The sequence below is a fragment of the Magnetococcales bacterium genome (genome assembly GCA_015231755.1).
GTDB lineage: Bacteria > Pseudomonadota > Magnetococcia > Magnetococcales > Magnetaquicoccaceae > Magnetaquiglobus.
In genome coordinates, this window is record JADGAZ010000007.1 from 114,390 (window position 1) to 138,303 (window position 23,914).

Annotated in this window: 18 protein-coding genes; 11 read left to right on the top strand and 7 right to left on the bottom strand. The window is 58.3% G+C overall.

Annotation, left to right across the window (positions count from 1 at the left end; all coding sequences use genetic code 11):
- Nucleotides 1–68: 68 nt before the first annotated feature.
- The 8 genes from HQL98_06555 to HQL98_06590 all read left to right on the top strand — a co-directional run bounded on the left by HQL98_06555 (nucleotide 69) and on the right by HQL98_06590 (nucleotide 8,728).
- Nucleotides 69–2,171, top strand: coding sequence for a hypothetical protein (locus HQL98_06555; GenBank protein ID MBF0271704.1), 2,103 nt, complete (start codon nucleotides 69–71; stop codon nucleotides 2,169–2,171).
- A 98-nt stretch (nucleotides 2,172–2,269) separates the two neighbouring features.
- Entirely contained in the window at nucleotides 2,270–2,683 is a 414-nt protein-coding gene (gene flgB, locus HQL98_06560; GenBank protein MBF0271705.1) for a flagellar basal body rod protein FlgB, read from the top strand.
- A gap of 52 nt (nucleotides 2,684–2,735) precedes the next feature.
- Nucleotides 2,736–3,164 (top strand): flagellar basal body rod protein FlgC, encoded by a 429-nt coding sequence (flgC, locus tag HQL98_06565; GenBank protein MBF0271706.1) that lies wholly within the window; start codon nucleotides 2,736–2,738, stop codon nucleotides 3,162–3,164.
- A gap of 20 nt (nucleotides 3,165–3,184) precedes the next feature.
- Nucleotides 3,185–3,496: a flagellar hook-basal body complex protein FliE gene (gene fliE / locus HQL98_06570; GenBank protein MBF0271707.1), complete on the top strand. Its 312-nt coding sequence runs from the start codon at nucleotides 3,185–3,187 to the stop codon at nucleotides 3,494–3,496.
- Between the two features lie 70 nt (nucleotides 3,497–3,566).
- On the top strand, nucleotides 3,567–5,210 hold the full coding sequence (fliF, locus tag HQL98_06575; protein ID MBF0271708.1) for a flagellar M-ring protein FliF: 1,644 nt from the start codon (nucleotides 3,567–3,569) through the stop codon (nucleotides 5,208–5,210).
- Between the two features lie 68 nt (nucleotides 5,211–5,278).
- Entirely contained in the window at nucleotides 5,279–6,367 is a 1,089-nt protein-coding gene (fliG, locus tag HQL98_06580; protein MBF0271709.1) for a flagellar motor switch protein FliG, read from the top strand.
- 37 nt (nucleotides 6,368–6,404) lie between these two features.
- On the top strand, nucleotides 6,405–7,379 hold the full coding sequence (locus tag HQL98_06585) for a hypothetical protein (protein ID MBF0271710.1): 975 nt from the start codon (nucleotides 6,405–6,407) through the stop codon (nucleotides 7,377–7,379).
- Nucleotides 7,376–8,728, top strand: a complete 1,353-nt coding sequence (locus tag HQL98_06590; protein MBF0271711.1) for a FliI/YscN family ATPase — start codon at nucleotides 7,376–7,378, stop codon at nucleotides 8,726–8,728. The genes HQL98_06585 and HQL98_06590 overlap by 4 nt, the downstream gene beginning before the upstream one ends.
- A gap of 112 nt (nucleotides 8,729–8,840) precedes the next feature.
- Here HQL98_06590 and HQL98_06595 read toward each other — a convergent pair whose 3' ends face one another.
- From HQL98_06595 to HQL98_06605, 3 genes are all read right to left on the bottom strand, one after another.
- The gene (locus tag HQL98_06595; GenBank protein ID MBF0271712.1) at nucleotides 8,841–10,124 is read right to left on the bottom strand and encodes a TRAP transporter large permease subunit; all 1,284 of its coding nucleotides are present in this window, start codon (nucleotides 10,122–10,124) and stop codon (nucleotides 8,841–8,843) included.
- Nucleotides 10,121–10,633 (bottom strand): TRAP transporter small permease, encoded by a 513-nt coding sequence (locus HQL98_06600; protein MBF0271713.1) that lies wholly within the window; start codon nucleotides 10,631–10,633, stop codon nucleotides 10,121–10,123. Before HQL98_06600 ends, HQL98_06595 begins: the two co-directional genes overlap by 4 nt.
- Before the next feature lie 84 nt (nucleotides 10,634–10,717).
- Nucleotides 10,718–11,731 (bottom strand): TRAP transporter substrate-binding protein, encoded by a 1,014-nt coding sequence (locus tag HQL98_06605; protein ID MBF0271714.1) that lies wholly within the window; start codon nucleotides 11,729–11,731, stop codon nucleotides 10,718–10,720.
- Between the two features lie 400 nt (nucleotides 11,732–12,131).
- Here HQL98_06605 and HQL98_06610 point away from each other — a divergent pair, with 400 nt between their 5' ends.
- From HQL98_06610 to HQL98_06620, 3 genes are read left to right on the top strand one after another with little or no spacing between them, the layout of a single operon-like run.
- The gene (locus tag HQL98_06610) at nucleotides 12,132–13,283 is read left to right on the top strand and encodes an FIST C-terminal domain-containing protein (protein ID MBF0271715.1); all 1,152 of its coding nucleotides are present in this window, start codon (nucleotides 12,132–12,134) and stop codon (nucleotides 13,281–13,283) included.
- A gap of 3 nt (nucleotides 13,284–13,286) precedes the next feature.
- Entirely contained in the window at nucleotides 13,287–16,358 is a 3,072-nt protein-coding gene (locus tag HQL98_06615; GenBank protein MBF0271716.1) for a PAS domain S-box protein, read from the top strand.
- A gap of 3 nt (nucleotides 16,359–16,361) precedes the next feature.
- Nucleotides 16,362–17,327 (top strand): diguanylate cyclase, encoded by a 966-nt coding sequence (locus HQL98_06620; GenBank protein MBF0271717.1) that lies wholly within the window; start codon nucleotides 16,362–16,364, stop codon nucleotides 17,325–17,327.
- A 38-nt stretch (nucleotides 17,328–17,365) separates the two neighbouring features.
- Here HQL98_06620 and HQL98_06625 read toward each other — a convergent pair whose 3' ends face one another.
- The 4 genes from HQL98_06625 to HQL98_06640 all read right to left on the bottom strand — a co-directional run bounded on the left by HQL98_06625 (nucleotide 17,366) and on the right by HQL98_06640 (nucleotide 23,297).
- Nucleotides 17,366–17,569, bottom strand: a complete 204-nt coding sequence (locus HQL98_06625; protein ID MBF0271718.1) for a hypothetical protein — start codon at nucleotides 17,567–17,569, stop codon at nucleotides 17,366–17,368.
- Between the two features lie 81 nt (nucleotides 17,570–17,650).
- The gene (locus HQL98_06630; GenBank protein ID MBF0271719.1) at nucleotides 17,651–18,715 is read right to left on the bottom strand and encodes a response regulator; all 1,065 of its coding nucleotides are present in this window, start codon (nucleotides 18,713–18,715) and stop codon (nucleotides 17,651–17,653) included.
- On the bottom strand, nucleotides 18,646–21,669 hold the full coding sequence (locus HQL98_06635; GenBank protein MBF0271720.1) for a PAS domain S-box protein: 3,024 nt from the start codon (nucleotides 21,667–21,669) through the stop codon (nucleotides 18,646–18,648). Before HQL98_06635 ends, HQL98_06630 begins: the two co-directional genes overlap by 70 nt.
- A 110-nt stretch (nucleotides 21,670–21,779) precedes the next feature.
- Nucleotides 21,780–23,297: a response regulator gene (locus HQL98_06640; GenBank protein MBF0271721.1), complete on the bottom strand. Its 1,518-nt coding sequence runs from the start codon at nucleotides 23,295–23,297 to the stop codon at nucleotides 21,780–21,782.
- Between the last annotated feature and the right edge of the window lie 617 nt (nucleotides 23,298–23,914).

The following is a 23,914-nucleotide window of genomic DNA, read 5'->3' on the forward strand; positions in this document are numbered from 1 at the left end:
CAAAAATCAAAACCCTGGGAGATGAATCTCCCAGACCCTCTCTTTTTTTTAAATAGTTGAATGGTTGGATGCCGCCGCTGCGTTCCGATGTGCGCGTTTATCCCGGTCCGGTTTCAGACGATGGGGCGCCCACCTGGACCCTCTGGGATCCCCTGCGCCAGAAATTTTTCCAGTTGGGCTGGATGGAACATACCATTGTCTCCTGCTGGTCCGCCGGGGATGCCGCGGCTGTCACCCAGGCGGCCCGCCGGCTGGCGGGAGACGCGGTGACCCGGGAACGGGTCGAAGCCGTGGCCCGTTTTCTGCTCGCCAACGAGTTGACCCAGGCCCGGGAACCCGCAGCCCTGCGCCATTTGCAGGCCAAAGCCGCGGCCCGCCGGGAATCCCCCCTGGTGTGGTTGTTCCATCGATACCTCTATTTGAAAATCCCCTTGTGGCGCCCCGATCGCTGGCTGGAACGCCATCTGCCCCTGGCCCGATGGTTCGCCAGCCGGTTTTTCCTGGGATTGTTGCTGATCGCCGGTGGCCTGGGCGTTCATCTGACTCTGCGCCAGTGGGACCGCTTTGTCCACGCCCTGCCGGATCACCCCACACCCGCCGCCGCGTTGACTCTGGCGGTGGCGGTATGGTGTTCCAAAACCCTGCATGAACTGGCACACGCGTTCGTGGCCCGCCACTACGGCTGCCGGGTTCCCGCCATGGGGGTGGCCTGGATCGTGCTTTGGCCGGTGCTGTACGCCGAAACCAGCGAAGTGTGGAAATTGACCTCCCGACGGGCCCGACTGATGGTGGGAGCCGCGGGGGTGGGGGCGGAACTGGCTTTGGCCCTGCTGGCGACCCTGGCTTGGCATTTCGTGGCGCCGGGTCCGTTGCAACAGGCGTTGGTGCTGCTGGCCTCGGTCACGTGGCTTGCCACCCTGGCGGTCAATCTCAACCCCTGCATGCGGTTTGACGGCTATTATCTGCTTTCCGACGCCCTGGCCATTCCCAATCTGGCCCCCCGGGCCTTTGCCCTGGCCAGTTGGCAATGGCGGGAATGGCTGTGCGCGCCGGGGGATCCCCCTCCGGAACCCTGGCCGTGGCGCCGGAAATGGGTGCTGCTGGTTTATGCCCAGGTTACCTGGGCCTATCGGCTGGTGGTGTTTTTGGGCATTGCGCTGCTGGTCTATCATGCCTTTTTCAAACTGGCGGGGATCGTGTTGATGGCGGCGGAGATCGGTTGGTTTCTGGTGCGGCCCGTGGTGGGATTTGTGCGCGCCATCCCCCTGGCGCGGGCGCGCAAAGGACGACTGGCCCTCACCCTGACGGTTGCGAGCGCCCTGGTGGGGGGGGCGGCCTATCCGTGGCAACAAAGCGTCGAGCTGCCGGCTTTGCTGGTGGCCCGGGAACATGCCCGCCTGTTTGCCCCGGAACCGGCACGGATCCGGGAGGTGCTGGTCGGCCCCGGCGCCACCGTGGAGCGGGGGGCGCCCCTGATGCTGCTGGACTCTCCGGAACTCGACCGGGCCGCAGCCGAGGCCGACTCCCGCATCACCCTCTTGCAACTGGAAATCGCCCAGAGCGGGTCGCGTCCTGCGGTGCTGGCCATGCGCTTTCCCCTGGAAGGACGACTGCTGGAAGCCCGGGACGCCAAACGGGGTGTCGAGGCCCGACGGGCCTTGTTGCGGATTGCGGCGCCGTTTGCCGGTCGTGTCACCATGCTGGGAGAGGGGGTGGCGCCGGGACGCTGGGTGGCCCGCAACACCCCGCTGGCGGAATTGATGGTGCCGGGCCATCCGGTGGTCGAGGCGTGGGTGCCGGAACGGGAACTGTCCCGACTGATCCCGGCAAGCACGGGCCGCTTCTATCCCACCCGGGGAGGGGGCGATCCGGTGGCCGTGGGCTTGGCCGCCGTGGACCGGGGGGCGGCCACGGTTCTGACCCGTCCCCATCTGGCCTCGGTGCATGGGGGGCCGATCCCGGTGCGGGCCGATCCCGCCGGTCGTCTGATCCCCGGCGAGGCGTGGTACGGGGCCATGTTCACCCCGTTGTCCCAGCAGGAATCCTCTTCCACGATGACCTCCCTCACCAACCTCCCGGGAACCGTGCGCCTGTCGGTCCGTCCGGAGGGGCTTTGGGAGCCGCTTTGGCAGACCGTGGTTTCGGTCTGGATCCGGGAAAGCGGCTTTTAGTCCCATTCGTTTCATCGGCACGATTTATGCTTTTTCAAGCTTTCAGCGTGAGATCCTTTTCACGGTGCGTCAATGGCTTGACATCAAGGAGCACGAGCATGGCCGATTTCGGTTTGTTGGGTAGCGATGGGGCTTTCAAGGCCAATCTGATGAATCTGAGGCAGCGGCGTCAGGAGATCATCGCCTCCAACATCGCCAATGTCGATACCCCCGGCTACAAGGCGCGGCGTCTGGAGTTTGAAGACGTGCTCCGGGACTCCATGCCCCTGGGAGACGAACTCCCCATGGCCCGCACCGCCCGTCATCATATGCCGGTCTCCATGCACATCCCGGTGGAAGGGGATCTTCAGGAGGTCGAAACCCCCATTCCCAAGGGCGACCAGAACAGCGTGGACATCGAACAGGAGATGGCCCGTCAGAGCGCCAATCAACTGCTTTACAACTACGCGGCCCAATCCATGAGCAGTCAGATCAGTCAGATGCGCATGGTCATTCAGGGTAATTCCCAATGATCGTGAGGGATGAGGGTGTGTTCCATCGTTTATTTCAGCAAGGAGAGCCATCATGGATGATTTCCTGACTTCGTTTCGCGTCACCTCCTCGGGATTATCGGCACAAAGGTTGCGTCTGAACATCATTGCCGAAAATCTTGCCAATGCCCAGACCACCCGTACCGCGGAAGGGGGGCCGTATCGGCGCAAGGATCCGGTCTTTTCGTCCAAGCCGTTCGACGAAATGCTCAGTCGGGAACAGATGGCCGCCACCACCGGTGTGGCCGTGGAACAGATCAAGGTGGACGAGCGGCCTCCCCGCATGCAGTACGACCCTTCCCATCCCGACGCCAACGCCGAAGGATATGTGGCCATGCCCAATGTGGATCCCATGGCGGAGATGGTCAACATGATGGCCGCCAGTCGCGCCTATGAATCCAATGTGACGGTTCTCAACGCCTCCAAGGCCATGGCCATGAAGGCGTTGGAGATCGGTCGATAATGAATTGAGGAGAACGCACCATGTCGATCAACCCGGTTGGACCCTCCCCCTTGCAGTCGCTCAATCTGTCCACTCCCGCCGTGATGGGTGGGGAAGGGGCGGGTGGCTGGGAGGATTTCTCCGTGACGCTGGCCCGCCAGATCAAGGAGACCGACAAAATGACCAAGGAAGCCAAGGATCTGAGCGACAAGGCTCTGCTCGGCAACGCCGGCGTGAGCATTCACGAAGCCCAGATCGCCGGTTCCAAGGCCGAACTGCATATGCGTCTGTTGATGCAGGTGCGCAACAAGGCTTTGGAAGTCTATCGGGAAATCATGAGCATGCCGGCGTAACCCGGAGCGTGGGGCCGGATGTGGCACGTTCTTGAAGTTGTCATTTTTTCTTGAGTAAGGAAACCTGATCATGGCAGAGGCGACGAGCGCGATGGCTGCCCGCTCCGAGGCACCAGCGGAAACATTTACGCGGTTTTTGGAACGCCTTCCCCTGGGAGGACGCAACGGCTTGATGCTTGCCGTAGCCGCCACGATCCTGGCGTTGACCGCCATCATTTGGTTTGCCACCCGGCCCAGTTACAAGGTGCTTTATTCCGGCCTGCCGGAACCGGAGGCGGGCAAGGTGGTGGCCCAGTTGACCCAGATGAACGTTCCCTATCAGTTGACCATGGGCGGTACCACCATCGAGGTGCCCTCCAACAGGCTGTACAACGTCCGTCTGGATCTGGCCAGCCAGGGCATTCCCAAACAGGGGACCGGCATCGGCTTCGAGATCTTCGACAAGACCAATCTGGTGGGCATGACCGACTTTCTGCAACGCATGAACTTTCAGCGTGGTCTGCAAGGAGAGTTGGCCCGCACCATCGAAAGTCTGGATGTGGTCAGCAAGGCCCGGGTGCATCTGGTGCTGCCCAAGCGCTCGCTGTTCGTCTCCGAAGAGAAAAAAGCCACCGCCTCGGTGGTGATGGAGATGTCCAGTCCGTTGAGCAGCAAACAGATTGAGGGCATCACCCATCTGGTGGCTTCGGCGGTGGAGGGGTTGGAGGAGTCGGATGTCACGTTGCTGGATCACAAGGGCAACCTGATCGCCGGCGGACGCACCCCCACGGCGGATGGTCGCATGCCCGCCGAAGAGAGCCTCTCTTTGCAAAGACAGGTGGAAAAAACCCTGGAAGATCGCGCCCAGGCCATGTTGGACAAGGTGGTGGGCGTCAACACCAGCGGCGTGAGCCGCAGCATTGTGCGCATCACGGCGGATCTGGATCTCAAGCGGGTGGAGCGCAACGAAGAGAAGTTCGATCCCGAAGGCCAGGTGGCCCGCAGCGAACAGACCGTCAACGAAAGCAGCAAGGGCAGCTTTGGCGAATCCGGCGTGCCCGGTGTGCGTCCCAACGACGCCAACGATCGCACCAAATCCTCCGGCAGCGGCTCGGAGCAGTCCCGCAGCGTGGAGCGGGAGACCATCAACTACGAAATCAGCAAGACGGTCAACAAGATCGTCCTGCCCGTGGGGACCATTCAACGGCTCTCCATCGCCGTGCTGGTGGATGGCCATTACGAGGCGGATCCCAACAACAAAGGCAAGGACATCTACAAAGAGCGCACCGCCGACGAGTTGGCCCAACTGCAAAAGATCATCGAGCAGGCGGTGGGTTTCCGCACGCAACGCGGCGATACCATTCAGGTGACCAGCGCGCCCTTCGAGCCGTTGACCGCCATGGCCGAACAGACGGTCAAGTTCTGGGAGCGTCCGGATTTCTATCTCCAGGCTGGTCTGGTCCTGGTGATCCTGCTGCTGCTCTTCCTGGTGCTCAAGCCCATGGTCAGCCGTCTGCTGCTGGGCGAAAAGGGTCCGGATTCCAGTGGCGTGCCGGCTGCGGTGGCGGAACTGGAAGCCCAGCTCATGGCCGAAGGGGTGGGAACCCTGCCCACCGAACAGCCCATGCGCATGCGTCTGCCGGATCGCAATATCAAGCTGACCCAGCAGATGATCACCGAACACGCCGACGAGGCACGGGAGATCCTGCGTTCCTGGCTGTTGCAGGATGACTGATCCTGGCATGTCGGACCTCATGACGCACGCATGACAAACGATTGGCGATTAGGATAGAGGGCACTTCCATGGCGGAAACGGCTGAAAATGAAGGTTGGATCGAGGGTGCGGGGGATGCGGTCCCCCGTCGCAAGATCAATTCCCGCACCCGGTTGTCCGGAAAAGAGAAGGCGGCGATTTTCATCCTCTCGTTGCCGGACGAGGATGTGAAAAAATTGCTGGATGGTCTGCCGGAGGAGGAGGTGCGGGAGTTGACCCGCAGCATCGCCCGCATCGGCAGCACGCCTCAGGATGTGGTGCGGGCCGTGCGTCAGGAGTTTTTGGATCGCTTCGAGCTGCAACAGTTCGACGTGCGCGGCGGCATGAACAAGGTCAAGGACATGATCACCAAGGCCCTGGGCAAGGAGAAGGCCCGCCAGTTCCTCAAGGAGCTGCAACAAGGCCCGAAGAATACCCCCTGGGAAATCCTCAACGCCATGGAGCCGACTCTGGTGGCCACCTTCCTGGCCAACGAGCATCCCCAGAGCATCGCGTTGATCCTTTCCCAATTGCAGGTGGAACAGGCCTCCTTCGTGATCGATTTTCTGGTCAGCGACGTGCAGCAGGAGGTGATGCTGCGCATGGCCAAATTGGGCAATCTGCCGCCGGGGGCCTTGGAAGATATCGAAGAGTCGCTGCTGACCGAACTGGAGGCTTTGGGCGCCACACGGGGTGGTTATGCCAAGGAGGGCGGTGGCGGGGTCAAGAAGGTGGCGGAACTCCTCAACATGATGAGCCGCGACCTCTCCGACAAGCTGCTGGCTTACCTGGACGAAGAGGACAACCCCCTGGCGGAGGAAGTGCGCAAGGAGATGTTCTTGTTCGAGGATCTGCTGCTCATGGACGACAAGAGCTTCCAGACCCTGCTGCGGGAGGTCAACAACGACGAGCTGCTTTCGGCCCTCAAGGGTTCCGACGACCGGCTCAAGGAGAAGTTCTTCCAGAACATGTCCGAACGGGCCGCCGAAATGCTGCGGGAGGACCTGGAGATGATGGGACCGGTGAAAGTCGCCGACGTGGAAGGGGCGCAACAGGCCATCCTCAAGGCGGCGCGTCGTCTGGAGGCCGAAGGCGCCATTGTCATCATGGGCAAGGGCACCGACGACGTGGTGCTGTAGTCTTTTTCATCAACGCATGACAAGGAAACCGTAAACCGTGTCCGAGACCATGGGTGAGATCATCAAGGCGGATGCCGCAGCCGGGGAGTTTCGTCGGGTGGGGATCCAGGAGCTGCTCGACGCTCCCCAGACCAGCAAGCGGGAACATTTCTTGCGTTTTCGTCCGGATGGTCGGCTGCCGGTGGTCACGCCTCCCAAAAAGGAGCCGGAAATCTCCCAGGAAGAGCTTCAGGCCCGTCGTCTGGAGCAGATGGAACGGGAGGTGTATCAACGGGTCTTCGCCGCCGCCGAGTCCGCCGGTCTGAAGGCCGGCGAGGAGCGCATGGAGCGGGAGATTCAGGCCATGCTGCCCCGGCTCGAAGGGGTGCTGGCCAACCTGGAACAACTGCATGTGCGGGTTCTGGCCTCCTCCGAACGTTATCTGGTGGAGACCGCCTTGATCGTGATCCGGGAGCTTTTGGCCACGGAACTGTCGATCCATCCCGAGGTGGTGGCTGCCCGGGTCAAGCGCATTCTCTCCCGCGCCGCCGGACGCAAACAGATCGTCATCCGGGTTTCGCCGGGCAATGCCCAGGTGTTGTCCCGTCTGAAAGGGTTCGCCAACCTGCGCATCGAGGCCGACGAACTGCTTTCTCCGGGCGCGGTCCACCTGGAAAGCGATTTCGGCGGCATGGAGGACAATCTGGAGCAGCAGCTCAAAGAGGTGGAGCTGTCCATGCGGGAATATCTGCAAGAGCGTCTGGACGCCATCGGTGTGGAGGAGATCTCCGCCCTGGCCCATGACGCGGCCACTGTCGCAGCGGCGCGCCAGCCACATCCCCTGGCGCCCGATCCGGGGAGCGAGCCCGTTCGGGTCGGGCGCGTCGCGCGACAGCCGGCCCCTTCTCCACCCCCCGTCCCCGCGCCGGAGTGGGAGGCCGGGAGCGATGACTCCTGGTCCACAACCGATGACGGGCATGACGGGGAGGAGATGGATTCTTCCCTGGAAGGCCTGTTGGGAGAGGTATCATGAATTTCTCCGTGGAACTGCCCTGGCGGGAGTATCAGGAGTCGGCCCTGCGGGGGGTGGGCATGCAGCGTACCGGCAAGGTCTCCCAGGTGCTGGGACTCCTGATCGAAGGATCCGGACCTTCGGCATCCATTGGCGATATGTGCGAGGTATTCCCGGATGACGGCTCTCCGGCCATCCGGGCCGAGGTGGTGGGATTTCGCAGCGACGCGCTGCTGCTGATGCCCCTGGGGGCCATCAAGGGGATTCATCCCGGCAGCCTGATCGTCTCCCGTGGTCGCACCGAAATGGTGCCCGTGGGGGATGGCCTGCTGGGTCGGGTACTCGGTCCCACCGGCGAGCCCATCGACAATGGACCCCCGTTGCACCTGTCCGAATTCACCGAGTTGCACGCCGAACCCATCAATCCGTTGCAAAGACGACGCATCACCGACACCCTGGATCTGGGGGTGCGGGTGATCAACGGTCTGTTGACCGTGGGACGGGGACAGCGCATCGGCATCTTTTCCGGTTCCGGCGTGGGCAAAAGTACTCTGCTGGGCATGATGGCCCGTTATACCGAAGCCGAGGTCAACGTCATTGGGCTGATCGGCGAACGTGGACGCGAGGTGGTGGAGTTTCTGGAAAAGGATCTTGGTCCGGAGGGCATGGCCCGTTCGGTGGTGGTGGTGGCCACATCGGATCAGCCGCCTTTGCTGCGTCTGCGGGCCGCCCATCTGGCCACGGCCATTGCCGAATATTTCCGCGCCCGCCAGAAACATGTCCTGCTGCTCATGGACTCTTTGACCCGTTTCGCCATGGCGCAACGGGAGGTGGGGCTGGCCCGGGGTGAACCCCCCACCAGTCGCGGTTATCCCCCGTCCACCTTCATGCTCCTGCCGCGCATTCTGGAGCGGGCCGGTCGGGACAGTGGCGTGGGCAGCATCACCGGACTGTATACCGTCTTGATGGAAGGCGACGACATTCAAGACCCCATCGTGGACGCGGTGCGTGGTATCCTCGACGGCCATATCGTGTTGTCCCGGGATCTGGCTTCGGCCAACCATTATCCGGCTGTGGACGTGTTGGGATCCTTGTCCCGTTTGATGTCGGATCTGGCGGGAGAAACCCAGAAAGCCTGGGCCGGTCAGTTGCGGGAATCTTTGGCTTCCTATACCCAGGCCGAGGACATGATCAACATCGGCGCTTACATCCAGGGCTCCAACCCCCGGATCGATCTGGCGTTGAAGCTGATCAAACCCATCCGCGATTATTTGCGTCAGCCGGTCTCCCAGGGGTGTTCCATGGAAGACAGCGTGCGTCAGTTGGGCCGCATCTTCGCCAACATCTCCCAATCCGCCCGGGCGGCTTGACGTTTCTTATTGCAGGGGTCCGGGGACCGGCACGGTCCCCGGCTAGAGGTTTGGAGACAGAGTCTCCAAAGATTTTGATTTTATCTTTATTCCGCGCAGCGAAAAAACGCCGTTACAGCATGCCCAACACCCCCGGCAGCCACAAGGAGAGGCCGGGCCAGTAGGTGACCAGAATCAGGAACGCCAACATGGCGATCATCCAGGGCAGACAGGCCACGGTCACTTCGGTGAGTCCCATGCGGGTGATGCCGCTGGCGATGTAGAGGTTCAGGCCCACCGGCGGGGTCACCATGCCGATTTCCATGTTGACGGTGAGGATGATGCCGAAATGGATCGGATGGATTCCCAGGCCCATGGCCACGGGAAACATCAATGGCGCCATGATGAGAATGATGGAGGACGGCTCCATGAAATCCCCGGCGATCAGCAGGATGATGTTCACGGCCAGCAGGAACAGCACCGGACCGAAACCCATACTCAGCATCCAGGCGCTCATGGCCTGGGGAATGTTTTCGTAGGTGAGCAGAAACGAGAACAGGATGGCGTTGGTGATGATGTACAGCAGCATGGCGCTCAAGTTGGCGGACTCCAGGAGCACCCGGGGGGTATCGGAGAGTTTCAGATCCCGATGGACGAACACCGCCACGAAAAACGAGTAGACCGCGCTCACCGCCGCCGCTTCGGTGGCGGTGAAGAGGCCGGAATAGATCCCCCCCATGACCACGAAGATCAGGGACAATCCCCACACGCTTTCCCGGAAGCTGGCCCAGCGCACGGCCCACGAAGCCTTGGGTTGACGGGGATAGCCGAAGCGTCGCGCCCGTTCCCATGTGACCGCCCCGAGCAGCAGGGCCAGCACTACGCCGGGGATCAGTCCGGCCATGAACAACGCCCCCACCGAGGTGCTGGTGGAGACGGCGTACATCACCATGACGATGGAGGGGGGAATCAGGATGCCCAGGGCGCCGGCGGTGGTGATGACGCCGGTACCGAATTCCACGGGAAAGCCGGCCCGGACCATGGCGGGGATCAGGATGGCGCCGATGGCCACCACCGTGGCCGGTGAGGAGCCGGAGATGGCGGCGAACAGGGCGCAGGAGAGCACACCCGCCAGACCCAGGCCGCCGTGCAGATGACCCACCATGGCGCTGGCGAAGCGGATCATGCGTCGCGCCACTCCCCCATGGGTCAGGAAGTTTCCCGCCAGGATGAAAAAGGGGATCGCCATGATCTCGAAGCGTTCGATGCCGGTGAACAGCTTGAGGGCCACCGCCTCGATGGGCACGTTGGTCAGGCCGAACAGGTAGATCAGCACCGTCAGCCCCAGGGCGATGGAGATGGGCATGCCGGTGGCCAGCAGCACGGCCAGCAGGCCGAAGATGATCATCGTGGTCATGGGCTGTCGGTCCGTTCGGGCAGTCCGGCCACGTGGACGTGGTCCGCATGGGGCAGGGTATGGGTAAGCTGAAAGCGGCGGGCCACCTGCAGGAAACGGAAGCACATCAGGTAGGATCCCAGAGGAATACAAAGATAGATCAGCCACATGGGAAGTTCCATGTCCGGGGAGGACTGATCGGTTTTGCTGATGGCCAGCACAAAATGGGCACCCAGTGTGCCGATGATGGCGGTGAACAGGGCACCGCTCCACAGTCCCAGCAGCACGATGCGGTGGTGCCAGGGTTCGGCCAGACGGTTGACCAGCACATCCACCCCCACGTGAACCCCGGTGCGTACCCCGTAGGCCGCGCCGAACTTGGCCATCCAGATGAACAGATAGATGCACAGTTCCTGGGCCCAACTGGTGCTGAACCCGGATAGAAAACCATGCAGGGCGGGGATCCCCATGGCATAACGATGCACCACCGCCACGAAGATGATCAACGTGGCGGCGGCCATCAGGACCATGATCAACCCTTCTTCCAGGTGATCCAGCAGGCGGGAGATGCTCAAGGTGCGAGGTCCGTTCAGGGGTGCGGATGAAGGGTCAGGTCATGGTTTGCCGGTATCGAAACCGGTCTCTTTCTGGATGGATTGGATCAGTTCTCCGCCGATGCGGCTGGCCATTTCCTGATGGACCTTGGCTAGTGACAGTTTCCAGGCGGTGCGTTGGGCGTTGGTCAAGGTGAGAATCTGGGTCTTGCCCGATTGACGTACCGCTTCCAGGGCTTTGTCGTTTTCCTGTTTGGCGATTTGGTTGGCGTAGACCGTGGCATCCGCCATGGCCCGGTCCAACTGGCTGCGGATGTCCGCCGGCAGGGCGTCCCAGAAGGGCTTGTTGACGATGACCGCGTAACCCAGATAACCATGATCCGTCAGGGTCATGAATTTTTGCACTTCATGCATTTTCTGGGTATAGAAGTTGGAGACCGGATTTTCCGTGCCATCCACCACGCCGGTTTGCAAGGCTTGATAGACTTCGGAGAAGGCCATGACCTGGGGGTTGGCCCCGAGGGCGCGCATCTGGGCATCCAGAACCTTGGAGGACTGGATGCGCATTTTGAGGCCATGCATGTCCGTCGGTTCTTTGAGGGATTTGTTGGCGCTCATTTGCTTGAAGCCATTGTCCCAGTAGGCCAGACCCAGAATCCCCTTGGCGGTGAGCTTGCCCAGCAGGGATTGACCGATGGGACCATAGGTCACCTTGTGCAACTGTTCGTAGTTGTCGAACAGGAACGGCAGATCGAAAACCTCGAACTCCTTCACCCCCAAAGGACCGAATTTGGCCAGGGAGGGGGCGAGCATTTGCACGGTACCCATTTGCAGGGCTTCCAGCTCTTCTTTGTCCTTGAAAAGTTGGCTGTTGGGATAGATTTCCACCTTGACCCGGTTGCCGGTGTAGCTGGCGGCCAGATCGCGGAATTTCTCGGCGGCCTTACCTTTGGGGGTGTCGATGGCCACCACGTGGCTGAATTTGATTTGAATCGGGTCAGCCGCCTGGGCCGGACCGCTGAACGCGACCCATGCCATGGCCATAACGCCGATGCCAATCTGCCATGCACGCATATTCAGGGTTCCTCTCGAAGGATATGTGGATGATGGGGCGAGATTATAAGTGCAGCATGCCGATAATCCGCACGTCCGTCAAGGTGATTACCAGGTCAATCGCATTTGGGATTTGTTTGACATAAAGGCAAAGGCTTGCCATAGGTCTCATGTTGTCAGATCAAGTCTTGATAAGTACACGGCATGGCACGCTTGATCGCTAGCGGTTGGCGGCGGAATGGTGTATCGAGCGACTTTGTCCGGCGTTTGATGCTGTCGGGCGGGTTTCCCACACTCGGAACCAAAATCTGTATTGTTGATTATGAACGGATACGTTATCTTTTCATTCCTGGTCGGAGGGGATGGCGTGGCCCCTTTCAATCACACCACGCGGAAATTCTATTCGGAGTCATAACAAGGCATGGACATTAAACAGATTCAGTTCCGAAAGCCGGTGTTTGATCGCCTGGTTCTGGAACCGTTGCTGCAGATGGATCCCATGTTGGTGCTCGTCTTTGCCGACAAGAAATATCTTATGGATCCCGCAGTCGTATCTGGGTTGAATGAAGCCTTTCTTGATGTGCCTTGTGTGGGTGTTTCGACCGCGGGTGAAATTTCCAATCAGGGGATGGGCAACGAATCGTGCGTGGTGACGGCCATGCGTTTTGCTCACGGCAGCGTGCGGGTGGCGACGGCGGAGGTCATGACTTTGGAGGAGTCCCGGCAGGCCGGCGTGACGGTTGGTAAAGGGGTGTCGGGGGCTGACTTGCGTGCGGTGCTGCTCTTTGCACCCGGATTGTCAGTCAATGGCTGCGCCCTGATCGACGGATTGTGCAGCATCGTGGGCGATGAGATGGAAATCGTCGGCGGATTGGCCTGCGAATCGGGCCTCATTCGACAAACCCTGGTGATGTCTTCGTCTGAGGTTTCCGCGCGGCGTGTGGTCGCCGTGGGACTGTACGGCGACCACTTGGCGATCCGTCGATGTTCCCAAGGCGGATGGGTTCCTTTTGGTCCCATGCGCAAAGTGACACGCTGCGAGGGTTCTGTGCTGCTGGAACTCGACGGAGAACCAGCACTGGATCTCTACAGTCGTTATCTGGGGGAATACGCCAGGGAATTGCCCGATTCCGGGTTGCGTTTCCCGTTCGAAATGCACCATGACAGACCCTGCTCCACGGATCCCGGCGTGATTCGTACGGTTCTCGACGTGGACCGATCCCGTGGCGGATTGATTCTGGGCGGGGATGTTGACCCGAACGGTTATGTGCGCCTCATGCATGTCACCAGCGCCAAAATGGTGAGCGGCGCCGGTCAGGCGGCAGATTGCGCGCAGGAGCCACAGATGATCAGGAGTCCTGGATTGGGCTTGTTGATCAGTTGCGTGGGTCGCAAACTCATCATGGGCGATCAAATTGTCGAGGAACTGGAGATGGTCCGTGACAGACTGGGTCGTCAGCATACCGTGACAGGATTCTATGCCCACAGTGAAATCGGTCCTTTGGGAGCCACCCGAACCTGTGCGCTGCATAACCTGACCATGACCATTGCCCTGATCACCGAGGATGTTTGAACGATGCATCGTCTTTTGCAACGGCAACTGCAAAAAGCCTTGGGATTGGATGATGATGGTGATGTCGATGCCTGGTTGGCACAAAGGACGGACTCGTACCAGGAAGACAGTCAGGCGCGGTTGTCGGGACTGGATGTCATGGGTTTCTTGCGCGGTGTCAACGCCACCTATGAACGTTATGAACGTGACATCGCCTTGTGTGACCGCAGCCTGAATCTCTCTTCGGAGGAGTTGCATCAACTCAACGAACGTCTGCATCGCGAGTTGTTGTCGCAATCCAAGGTGTTGGCATCGTTGCGTCAGACGGCCAACCAGTTGTTGATGGCCAGCGGACAGCCTCTGTTGGAAGAGGATTTCGGCGGGTTGGAATATCTCACCCAGTTGATGTCCCAAATGGTGCAACAAAGGGAGCAAACGCAAAAAGATCTGGAGGAGACCCTCTTCCAGATGAAACGTGTCATCATCGAGAAGGCGGCCAACGCCATTGTCACCATGGACGCCACCGGGAGGATACACTCTTTCAACGCTGCCGCGGAACGATTGTTCGGTTATGCCGCGGATCAGATCGTCGGACAAAGCGTCAAGCGGTTGATGCCCGCACACTATCATGCGGCCTACGATCAAAGCCTGACGAGCTACCTGGAGACCGGTATCCGTCACATCATCGGCGTGGCCACGGAGTTGGAAGGCTCCCGGTCCGATGGCAGCACGGTTCCCGTCGAGTTGACGGTCAGCGAGATGGTGGTGGGTGGTGCGCGCATGTTTGTGGGCATCATGATGGATATCACCTTGCGCAAACAATCCGAAAACCGTCTGCGTCACAGCGAAGCCACGGTCCGGGCGATTGTCGAAACCGCAGTCAATGGCATCATCACCATCGATGCGACGGGTACGGTACGTTTGTTCAATCCGGCGGCGGAAACCCTGTTCGGCTACCAAGCGGAAGAGGTCATCGGCCAGAACATCAAAATGCTCATGCCTTCCCCGTATCGAGAGTCCCATGACGGCTATTTGCGCCGCTATCTGGAAAGCGGCGCGCGCACCATCATCGGGGTCGGTCGGGAGGTGGAAGGGCGACGACGCGATGGGGCGACGTTTCCTTTGAATCTGGCGGTCAGTGAGTTGGGGATCGGCGATGAACGGATGTTCGTCGGCATCCTCACCGATTTGACCTCCCGCAAGGCGGTGGAACAGGCTCTGATCGATGCCAGGGAACTGGCGGATCAGGCCAATCGTCTCAAGGGAGATTTCCTGGCCAACATGAGCCATGAAATCCGCACACCGATGAATGCCATCATGGGGATGACCCATCTGGCCCTGCAAACCCATCTGACGGACAAACAGCGGGAATATCTGAGCAAGATTCAATACTCCGCCCGCAATCTGCTGGGCATTCTCAACGACATCCTCGACTTTTCCAAAATCGAGGCCGGCAAACTGACCATGGAGCATATCGAGTTCCGGCTGGATGAGGTGTTGGACAACCTGGTCAACATGATTGGCACCAAGGCGGAAGAAAAAGGATTGCTTCTGGAGGTCTCCCGTGCCGAGTCGGTTCCGGAGGTACTGGTGGGCGATCCGTTGCGTCTGGGACAGGTGCTGATCAATCTTGGCAACAATGCGGTCAAGTTCACCGAAACGGGTCACATCCGGCTCTCCGTGGCGCGCGTGGAAGACGCGCATGCACGGATTCGGCTGAGCTTCACCATTCAGGATACCGGGATCGGCATGAGCGAGGAGCAACGGGAAAAGCTGTTCCAGGCTTTCATCCAGGCGGACTCTTCCACGACGCGTCGATATGGGGGAACCGGTCTGGGGCTCTCCATCTGCAAACGGCTGGTTTCGCTGATGGGAGGTGAGATCCAGGTGGAGAGCCACCCCGGAAGCGGCAGTACCTTTCGTTTTACCGCGTTGTTCGATGGAGAGGGATTCGCCACGGGAAGCGCCGCCCGGGAAGCTGGACGATCCAGGCGTCACAAAAGTACCACCAAAAGATGGGACGGAGAGGCCATCCATGGCATTCTGGGTGCGCATGTGCTGCTGGTCGAAGACAACCGGATCAACCAGCAGGTCGCCACGGAGTTGCTGGAGTCCAACGGTCTGTTCGTGACCCTGGCCAGCAACGGCCTGGAGGCGCTGGAGTGGCTGGGCCGAAAATCGTTTGATCTGGTGTTGATGGATGTGCAGATGCCCAAAATGGATGGGTATGCGGTGGCACGGGAGATGCGCCGTGATCCCCGTTGGCACAACCTGCCCATTCTGGCCATGACCGCGCATGTCATGGCCGGGGATCGGGAAAAATGTCTGGCAGCGGGCATGGATGACCATATTGCCAAGCCGATTGATCCCGACCTGCTTTTCGAGGCGCTGGTGAGCTGGATTGCCGCAGGCAGGCGCGAGGGGCAACCCGGATGCCCTTCGCCCGACGCGGTGCCGGAAAAACGCTTGCCCAAGGGCCTGACAGCCATCGATATCACCGCCGGAGTCCGGAAAACCGGAGGGAAAGCAAGTTTCTTCAAGAAACTGCTACTGGAATTTTATAAGGATTATCATGATATTGCCTCTCGCATGCGGCATCTTGTGACTTGCGGGGATGGCGCCGGAGCGTTGCGACTGGCCCATACGCTCAAGGGGGTGGCCGGTTCCCTGGGGGCACTCCCTCTTGCCCAGGCGGCCATGGAATTGGAAACCTGTCTAAACACAGGACAATGCCATGCCGACGCGGCGGAACTGACCTTGCTGGAACAGCGGGCAACCGCGTTGTGGGCAGAACTCGCCCCTTGGGTACACGAACAGGTCTCCACTCCCGTCATCCCCACCCACCGCACGGAGACGATCCTTGTGAACATGGACGAGATGACCCACCGTGTTCAAGAGTTGGTCCGTCTGTTGCGTTCGGGTCATTCTAAAAGTAGCGCAAAACTGGCCGAATTGCGGGGCATGGCCGGTGATCCGACCGGCGGACCTCTGGTGGAGATGGCTGCCCGGATTGAAGAGTACGAATTTGACGCGGCGTTGGCATGTCTGTTGGATTGGGCCGGTTCCTTACAGATCAGAACCCCGGAAGGAGCGTGAATCATGGAAGAAAATCGCATGACCCTGCTGCTTGTCGATGACGAACCGTTCAATTTGCATCTGCTCCAGGAGTTGTTGGAACCGGATTATGATCTTTTGCTGGCCAAGAACGGCGAACAGGCCTTGCAGCGGGTGCGGGCCGTGCCGCCACCCGATCTGATCCTGCTGGACATCATGATGCCGGAGGTGGATGGCTATCAGGTCTTGGAACGGTTGCAGGCCGATCCGACCACACAAAAAATTCCGGTCATTTTCATCACAGCCATGGGAGATGTGGCGGACGAAGCCAAGGGGTTGTCGCTCGGAGCTGTCGATTACATCAGCAAGCCCATCTCCCTGGCGATTGTGGAGGCGCGGGTCAAGACCCATCTGGCCTTGCGGAAAAGCATGGTCGCTTTGCAAGAACTGAATGCCCAACTGGAGAGCAAAAACGACCAGCTTTCCAAATTGAACACCATTTTGCAGAACATGGCCATGCGGGATGGCCTGACCGGGATTCCCAATCGACGCCATTTTGATCAATATCTGGAGCAGGAGTGGAACCGTGCGTCGCGGGATCACGCTGACTTGTCATTGATCTTGATGGATATCGATTTTTTCAAACCATTCAATGACCACTATGGACATGCCGAGGGAGACGAGTGCCTCAAACAAGTGGCGCGGGCCCTGGCAGACGCCATGCCCAGGAGCGTGGATCTGCTGGCCCGTTATGGAGGCGAGGAGTTTGTGTGCGTGTTGCCTGACACCAATCTGGATGGCTTGATCGTGGTTGGCAACAAGCTGCGTGAGACCATCCATGCACTTGGTTTGCCCCACCATCATTCAAAAGTGGCCGATCATGTCACCATCAGCATGGGCGGTGTAAGTATGATCCCCTCCCGTGACCTCCCCCCCGCATCCCTGGTGAAAGCGGCTGACGACCGGTTGTATCAGGCCAAGGCGGCGGGACGGGACCGGTTGGTGTGCTGAGCGGAGGGCAACAGACTGCAAGGTATTGTAGGGCCTCCTCAAAAAGCCTCCGCCGCGATCATCGGCCTACCCTGTGGTAATCGCCGCCGATCCCCCATTTTTTGCACCAAAGCTTGCCAGGCGACCATTCGAGTCGGCAGGCTGGCGAATACCACGTTGAGAGATGGCCGATTCAGGGCAAAAAAGAACCTGACCAACAGGTTCAGGTTCATCACCAGGAAAACATCCAAACTGGCGCTCAATTTGGCACCAAATTCCACAGCCACACCTGCCTTGCCTCGGATATCCGACCGATCTTGGGCTGCTCAATGAGGCACGGGAGATCAGTGAACGTTTGATAGGGAGAAGGACTCCTTGATTTGGATGATCTCCGGCAAGATTGTGATAAATTTCAGAACCAGGTCAGGATCGAACACGGTGCCTGCGCCGCGCTGGATTTCGTTGATTGCCTCTTCCACACTCCAGGGTTGTTTGTAGGGACGCTGGGAGGTAAGGGCATCGAATACGTCGGTCACGCAACAGATGCGGCCCATGAGAGGAATCTTTGCGCCCGCCAAGCCATAGGGATAACCGTTACCATCCCATCTTTCGTGGTGGGTAACGGCAATAAGATGGGCGGTGTACAATAAAACGGAAGGCTCTTTGTCCAGAAGGTGCCCTCCCAGAACGGTGTGGGTTTTCATGATGGAAAACTCTTCGGCGGTCAGTTTTCCCGGTTTCAGAAGAATACTGTCCGGGATACCGATCTTGCCCACATCGTGCATGGGGGCGGCATTGAGCAATAGTTCCTGATCGTGGACGGACAGGCCTGCGGCCCGTCCCAGCAAGGCGGAATACTGGCTCATGCGTATGATGTGGTTTCCGGTTTCGTTGTCTCGGTATTCCGCAGCCTGACCGAGCCGCCGAATGATCTCCAACCGGGTGCGGAGCAGCTCCAGCTTGCTTTTCGTCAGTGCCTGGGCCGTGCGTGCACTGCGCAGGATATAGCGTGCCCGGTGGCCCAGCAGGCTCCAGTTGATGGGCTTGGTGATAAAATCGGTGGCCCCCAGCTGATAGGCCAGATCGATCGAGGTGACATCGTGCAGACTTGTGGCCATGACGATGGGCAGATGCTCCATGCCTTTGTGCTGACGGATGGTCTGACACAGGGCAAATCCATTCATTCGGGGCATCACCACATCGGAGATCACCAAGTCGGGATGATCGCTTTGCACCATCTCCCAGGCCTGCATGCCATCTTCGGCCTCTATCACGTTGAAGCCGTATTGCTCCAAGACCTCTCGCATAGGCAATCGTTGTACGTCCTCGTCATCGACGATCAATATGGAATGTTTTTTAATGCTAACTGTCGGTTCGCACACCGCATTCTCCTGTCCGTGTGGCTGCATAACAAGTTGTTCAAGGCATGCCTGGTTTCGGAAAAAACCGGACCGATTTGTTGCAAATGCCGATGCACCAGCGCCAGATTGCTATGGTGTTTTTCCATGTTCCATCCCAGTTCGGCCAACCGCGCCGCCCCCATGGTGAGGCTGGAGGATTTCAGGGTATGGGCCGTGGTTCTCACACTCTCCGGGTCGTTTCGTTCCAGAGCCTGTTCCAATGCGACCAGCAGTTTCGGTATGCTCGCCATGTAGTGTTTCACCATCTTGTGAAACAGTTGGTTATCTCTTTTCTGGACCAATTCCAGAATGCGCTCCAAAACAATTCGGTCCAAAATAGGAATGGCAGGTATGGCAGACCCATTGGTCGGGTTGTCGGGTTGCGGGGCAGACAGCAACGTCGCCTGTGGCGGCTTCGGATGTGGGTTGGAGGCTGATCTGGCGGTTGGCTTCTGCGTATTGGTGCCGTCGCGTGTCTGTGGCATCCAACGATGCAGGATGGCTCCCAGATCCGCTTGGCTAAAAGGTTTGCGTAAATAGTCGTCCATGCCGGCCTCCTTGCATTGCTGCCGACTCTGCTCCAACACGTGGGCGGTCAACGCAATGATGGGAGTGTGCGGATGCCCGGCATCGACTTCCCATTGACGCAGACGCCTGGTCGTCTCGAAACCATCCAGAATGGGCATTTCGCAATCCATGAAAATGGCATCGAAGTGGGGATCCGTCTCTCGCACGAGGTTGATGGCCCGTTGTCCATTGCTGACCACCATCACCTGGCAACCGAACAGTTCCAGGGTCGCCTGCGCCACCTCCTGGTTGACCAGGTTGTCCTCCACCAGGAGGACGCGACCTGTGAAATGGAGGTTGTCCGGGGTATACGGTTGTTGGATGGCATGCCAGCTTTCGATCTCCTGTCGATCACTCTGCTGCTGCTTGCCGAAACGGGCGGTAAACCAGAAGCACGAACCACGGCCAGGAACACTGTCCACCCCCAGTTCTCCATCCATCATGACTACCAGGCGCCGGGTGATGGCCAGTCCCAATCCGGTGCCACCAAATTTGCGTGAGATGGATGGCTCTTCCTGGGAAAATACCTGAAACAGATGCTGCTGGAACTCCGGAGAGATGCCGATGCCCGTATCGGTCACCTGGAATCGGAACAGGACATCCGCATCCCGTTCCTTCTCGACCTCCACCGACATGCTGACCGATCCATCTTCGGTGAACTTGATGGCATTACCCATCAGATTGAACAGGATCTGGCTAAGGCGGTAGGGATCCCCCAGCAGATGCGCAGGCAGACCGGTGAGTGGCTTGAGATGCAAGTCCAACCCCTTACTTTTGACCCGTTCCGCGAACATGTCGATGATGTCGTGGATCACTACGTCCAGGTCGAAGCGCAACAGTTCCAGAACCAATTGGCCCGCCTGGATTTTGGAGAGATCCAGGATGTCGTTGATGATGCGCAGCAAGGTGCGTCCGGAGCGATGGATGGTTTGCATATAATGATATTGTTGCTCCGTCAACGGGGTGGTTCTCAGGAGCAGGTCGGTCATTCCCAATATACCGTTCATGGGGGTGCGGATTTCGTGACTCATGGTGGAAAGAAAATCGCTTTTGGCCTGGGCGGCAACTTCCGCTCTCTGTCTGGCTTTGGATAATTCTTCTTCGATCTGTCTGCGCTTGGTGATGTCCCGGAAGGAGACGACCGCCCCGCGCACTTCTCCAGCTCGGTGGATGGGCGAGGCGATCATGGCCACCGGAAAGCTGTGGCCATCCTGATGCCAAAGCAACTCCTCCTCCGACGTGACCACCCGGCCTTGATGCAGCACTTCACGCAAAAAGCAGTCGGCCGGAGGATAGGGAGAACCATTGGCCCGCGTATGGTGAAACAGGGTATGGGAGGATTTTCCAAGCACCTCTGCCTCGCTCCACCCTAGGATCGTCAGGGCGGTGGGGTTGATGAAGGTGATCACTCCGGCCCAATCGACCACATACAGCCCTTCGCCCAGGGTGGCGGTGATTTCCCGCAACTTGTCCCGTTCCAGTTGCAGTTCGGATTGGATTTGCTCCCGTTCCTGGATTTCCCGGCTCAACAGGGCGTTGGTCTTCCGGAGGGATTCTTCCACTTCCATGCTTTTTCTGCGATTCCGGTAGCCTTCGATGATTTGCGCGCAGGCGGAAACGACCGGTCCCAGGTGCATCACCAGTTCTTGGTGATATCCTTGCGGCCGATTGGCCAACCCCAGCATCCCCACCAATTTTTCCCGGCGTTTGATGGGTATGCCCAAAAAGGCGTGGAACGTCGGATGGGCATCAAACAGAGCGGACCATTGTGGGTCTTTGGCCGGATCATTGATGATCAGTGGATGACCGTCCTGCACGCAGTCGCCATAAATCGCGCACATGCGGGTAAAAAGATCTTCCTCCCGGGGGTGGTTGGCCAAGCTCTGAAAGCAAATGGGGCCTTGCTCCTCCGACGTGATTTCAGCAATGCATCCGTGGGTGCTGCCGGTCAATTTCAGAATTTCCCGCAGGAGATCGTTAAACAGGGCATCAGGTTGCGATTCCTCGATGAACAGGTTCTGGATGCGGTTGATGCACTCCAGTTGGGTTTTGGCCGCCAGGAGTTCCAGAGCCATGGATCTTGGGGCGGTAATGTCTTGCATTTGCACCACGAAATGGCAGGTCTGATCCTCCCAATCCCGCACCAGAAAAACGCTCAACAGCACCTGCACGATGTGACCATCCTTGTGGAGATAGCGTATTTCCATGGGGTGTGGGGGGATGTCCTCTGTCAGTATTCGGTGCAAATATTTTTTGCCGAGGTGCAGATCTTCCTCATGGAGGATGCTTTGCATGTCGATGGACAGCAGTTCTTCATCCCGATAGCCGAGGATGGCACAAAGCGACTGATTCACTTCGAGAAAGCGGCCTTGTTCCGAGACGAGAGCCGTTCCCATGGTGGCTTTCTCGAAAAGCTCAAGAAAAATTTTATAGTTTAATGACGCACATCCATCATCATTCTTATAATTAATGTTTTGTATGCGAATGGACATTTTTCGTTAACTCCTTAGTCTAAAGTATAATAATCTACTTGTTGCAGCATGTTGAATAATTCGGACTTCTGAAATGGTTTGGAGAGATAGTGTGTGCTGCCGGCTTGCTGACTGCGCATTTTTTCTTCTTCCATGGCGTGGGCTGACAGTACGATGATCGGTATGGGATTTCGTCTTGAGGTCTGCTCCCATTGACGGATCTGCCGGGTGGCGGTGTGGCCGTCCATAATCGGCATCTGCACATCCATAAAGATCACATCGAAATGATCCTCCTTCACCCGATCGAGGGCCTCCTTGCCATTGTTCACCATGACCACCTGATGCGACGTTTGCATCAGATAGGCCTCGAACAGGACCTGATTTTCCTCGACATCTTCTGCCAGCAGGATGCGCAAGTTTTTTGTGTTGCTTGGCGGTAGGTGCGCCACAGACGTGACCGTGGCTACCGGAGAGGCCGCCCGTCGCATAGGCAGTGTGCAAAAGAATGTACTACCCTGATTGGGTTGGCTTTCCACCCAGATGCGTCCTCCCATCAGTTCCACCAGTCGCCGGCAGATCGCCAATCCCAAACCTGTTCCGCCATAGGAACGGCTGATCCGTGCGTTGGCTTGACTGAATTGGTCAAAGATGTGTGCCATTTGTTCCGGGGCAATGCCTATGCCGGTATCGACCACCTTGAACAACAGGCATTCGGGCTCCTGCGGATGGGGGAGCATGCTCACCGTCACGCCTCCCTGGTGGGTGAATTTGATCGCATTGCCCAGCAGATTGATCAAAACCTGACGTACCCGGCCATCATCCCCCAGAATGGTGTCCGGGATCTCCGCGCTCACCACCTCTTCCAGCGTCAACCCCTTGTCCATGGCGGGCATCCGCATCATTTGCATGGTTTCCTTCAACATTTGACGGGGGGAGAAGGGCGTGTCGACCAAAGCGATGCCTCCCGCCTCAATGCGTGAGAAATCCAGGATGTCGTTGATCACCACCAACAAGGCCTTGCCAGACTGATGCATGATCTTGGCAAAACGATGTTGTTGGGGGGTAAGTTTGGATTCCAGCAGCATTTCGGCCAAGCCCAGCACCACGTTCATGGGGGTACGGATTTCGTGGCTCATGGCGGCCAGGAAATCTCCTTTGGCGCGACTGGCCTCTTCGGCCTGTTGCTGGGCCTGAAGCAAGGCTTTTTCCATCAACCGACGCTCTGTGATGTTGGTAAAAATCCATACTCTGCCAACCATGCCGTTTTTGCACAGCAAGGGGGCGGAATAACGATCAAAAATTCGGCCATCCTTAAAGTGCAACGTGTCGCGATCGATGGTGTCGGACTGATTGATTTCCCGCACCCGATGCAGAAAAGCAGCCGGCTTTTCCACCTGCGAGAGCACACGTCTGAGCCATGCGTGATCCCGTGGTTTCGAGTCGGTATCGGCAAGCCGCCACATCTCCCGGAAACGGGTGTTGGCGCGCAAAATTTTGCCATTCGTGGATAGCATCAGCATGGCGTCGCGTGTGGATTCGAAGGCCGCTTTCATCAAATCTTTATTTTTGCATACTTTAATTTTATTTTTATCGTTTTTATGTGAATTTTGGATATTTCCGATCATGGGTGAGCAGTTCGGCAGATCCGTTCGCAAGGTCTTCATCCTCATCCTCCTCGGGTAAAACAAATTTTCTCTGTCATTTTTTGGGTTCGGTATTTGAGCTTCGTTAAATCAAGATATGCTGAAAAATGAAAACAAACAATCATAGGATCTATGATTTTCATGTAGAGGATATTCGATAAATATGTAGTACTTTATTCCGATATCCCCTCATTTTTTCGTTTTACGCGTAGATTTTTTTCAAGATGCCAATTTTGAGTCCCCCGGAAACAGTCGACTTTGGAGCATTTTTTGTCCTGCACGATGGCGGCGATTGTGGTGTTATCTATTCATAATTATATAATAAAAACAACGTTATATGCGCTGAATGTTCCGTTTGATGGACCGCCAAGTTCGTTTGGTTCAAACGCATTTCCGGATGCCGGATGAGCATCATCATCTTCCGCACGCAGGTGTTGCCAATGCTCCCAAAGGGTTATTTTTTCGAGCTATATTATGCCACACTGGGGCGTCCGAACACGCCGGGGCCATTCTGGTGCCGCATTCTG

Bases quoted from the DNA above. Each gene is read 5' to 3' on its own strand.
- HQL98_06635 (MBF0271720.1), bottom strand. From the start codon at position 21,669: ATGGGAACGGCTCTCGTCTCGGAACAAGGCCGCTTTCTCGAAGTGAAT.
- HQL98_06630 (MBF0271719.1), bottom strand. From the start codon at position 18,715: ATGCAGCCACACGGACAGGAGAATGCGGTGTGCGAACCGACAGTTAGC.
- HQL98_06600 (MBF0271713.1), bottom strand. From the start codon at position 10,633: ATGGTCCTGATGGCCGCCGCCACGTTGATCATCTTCGTGGCGGTGGTG.
- fliG (MBF0271709.1), top strand. From the start codon at position 5,279: ATGGCGGAAACGGCTGAAAATGAAGGTTGGATCGAGGGTGCGGGGGAT.
- fliF (MBF0271708.1), top strand. From the start codon at position 3,567: ATGGCAGAGGCGACGAGCGCGATGGCTGCCCGCTCCGAGGCACCAGCG.
- HQL98_06620 (MBF0271717.1), top strand. From the start codon at position 16,362: ATGGAAGAAAATCGCATGACCCTGCTGCTTGTCGATGACGAACCGTTC.
- HQL98_06610 (MBF0271715.1), top strand. From the start codon at position 12,132: ATGGACATTAAACAGATTCAGTTCCGAAAGCCGGTGTTTGATCGCCTG.
- flgB (MBF0271705.1), top strand. From the start codon at position 2,270: ATGGCCGATTTCGGTTTGTTGGGTAGCGATGGGGCTTTCAAGGCCAAT.
- fliE (MBF0271707.1), top strand. From the start codon at position 3,185: ATGTCGATCAACCCGGTTGGACCCTCCCCCTTGCAGTCGCTCAATCTG.
- HQL98_06605 (MBF0271714.1), bottom strand. From the start codon at position 11,731: ATGCGTGCATGGCAGATTGGCATCGGCGTTATGGCCATGGCATGGGTC.
- flgC (MBF0271706.1), top strand. From the start codon at position 2,736: ATGGATGATTTCCTGACTTCGTTTCGCGTCACCTCCTCGGGATTATCG.
- HQL98_06555 (MBF0271704.1), top strand. From the start codon at position 69: ATGCCGCCGCTGCGTTCCGATGTGCGCGTTTATCCCGGTCCGGTTTCA.
- HQL98_06595 (MBF0271712.1), bottom strand. From the start codon at position 10,124: ATGACCACGATGATCATCTTCGGCCTGCTGGCCGTGCTGCTGGCCACC.
- HQL98_06640 (MBF0271721.1), bottom strand. From the start codon at position 23,297: ATGAAAGCGGCCTTCGAATCCACACGCGACGCCATGCTGATGCTATCC.
- HQL98_06590 (MBF0271711.1), top strand. From the start codon at position 7,376: ATGAATTTCTCCGTGGAACTGCCCTGGCGGGAGTATCAGGAGTCGGCC.
- HQL98_06615 (MBF0271716.1), top strand. From the start codon at position 13,287: ATGCATCGTCTTTTGCAACGGCAACTGCAAAAAGCCTTGGGATTGGAT.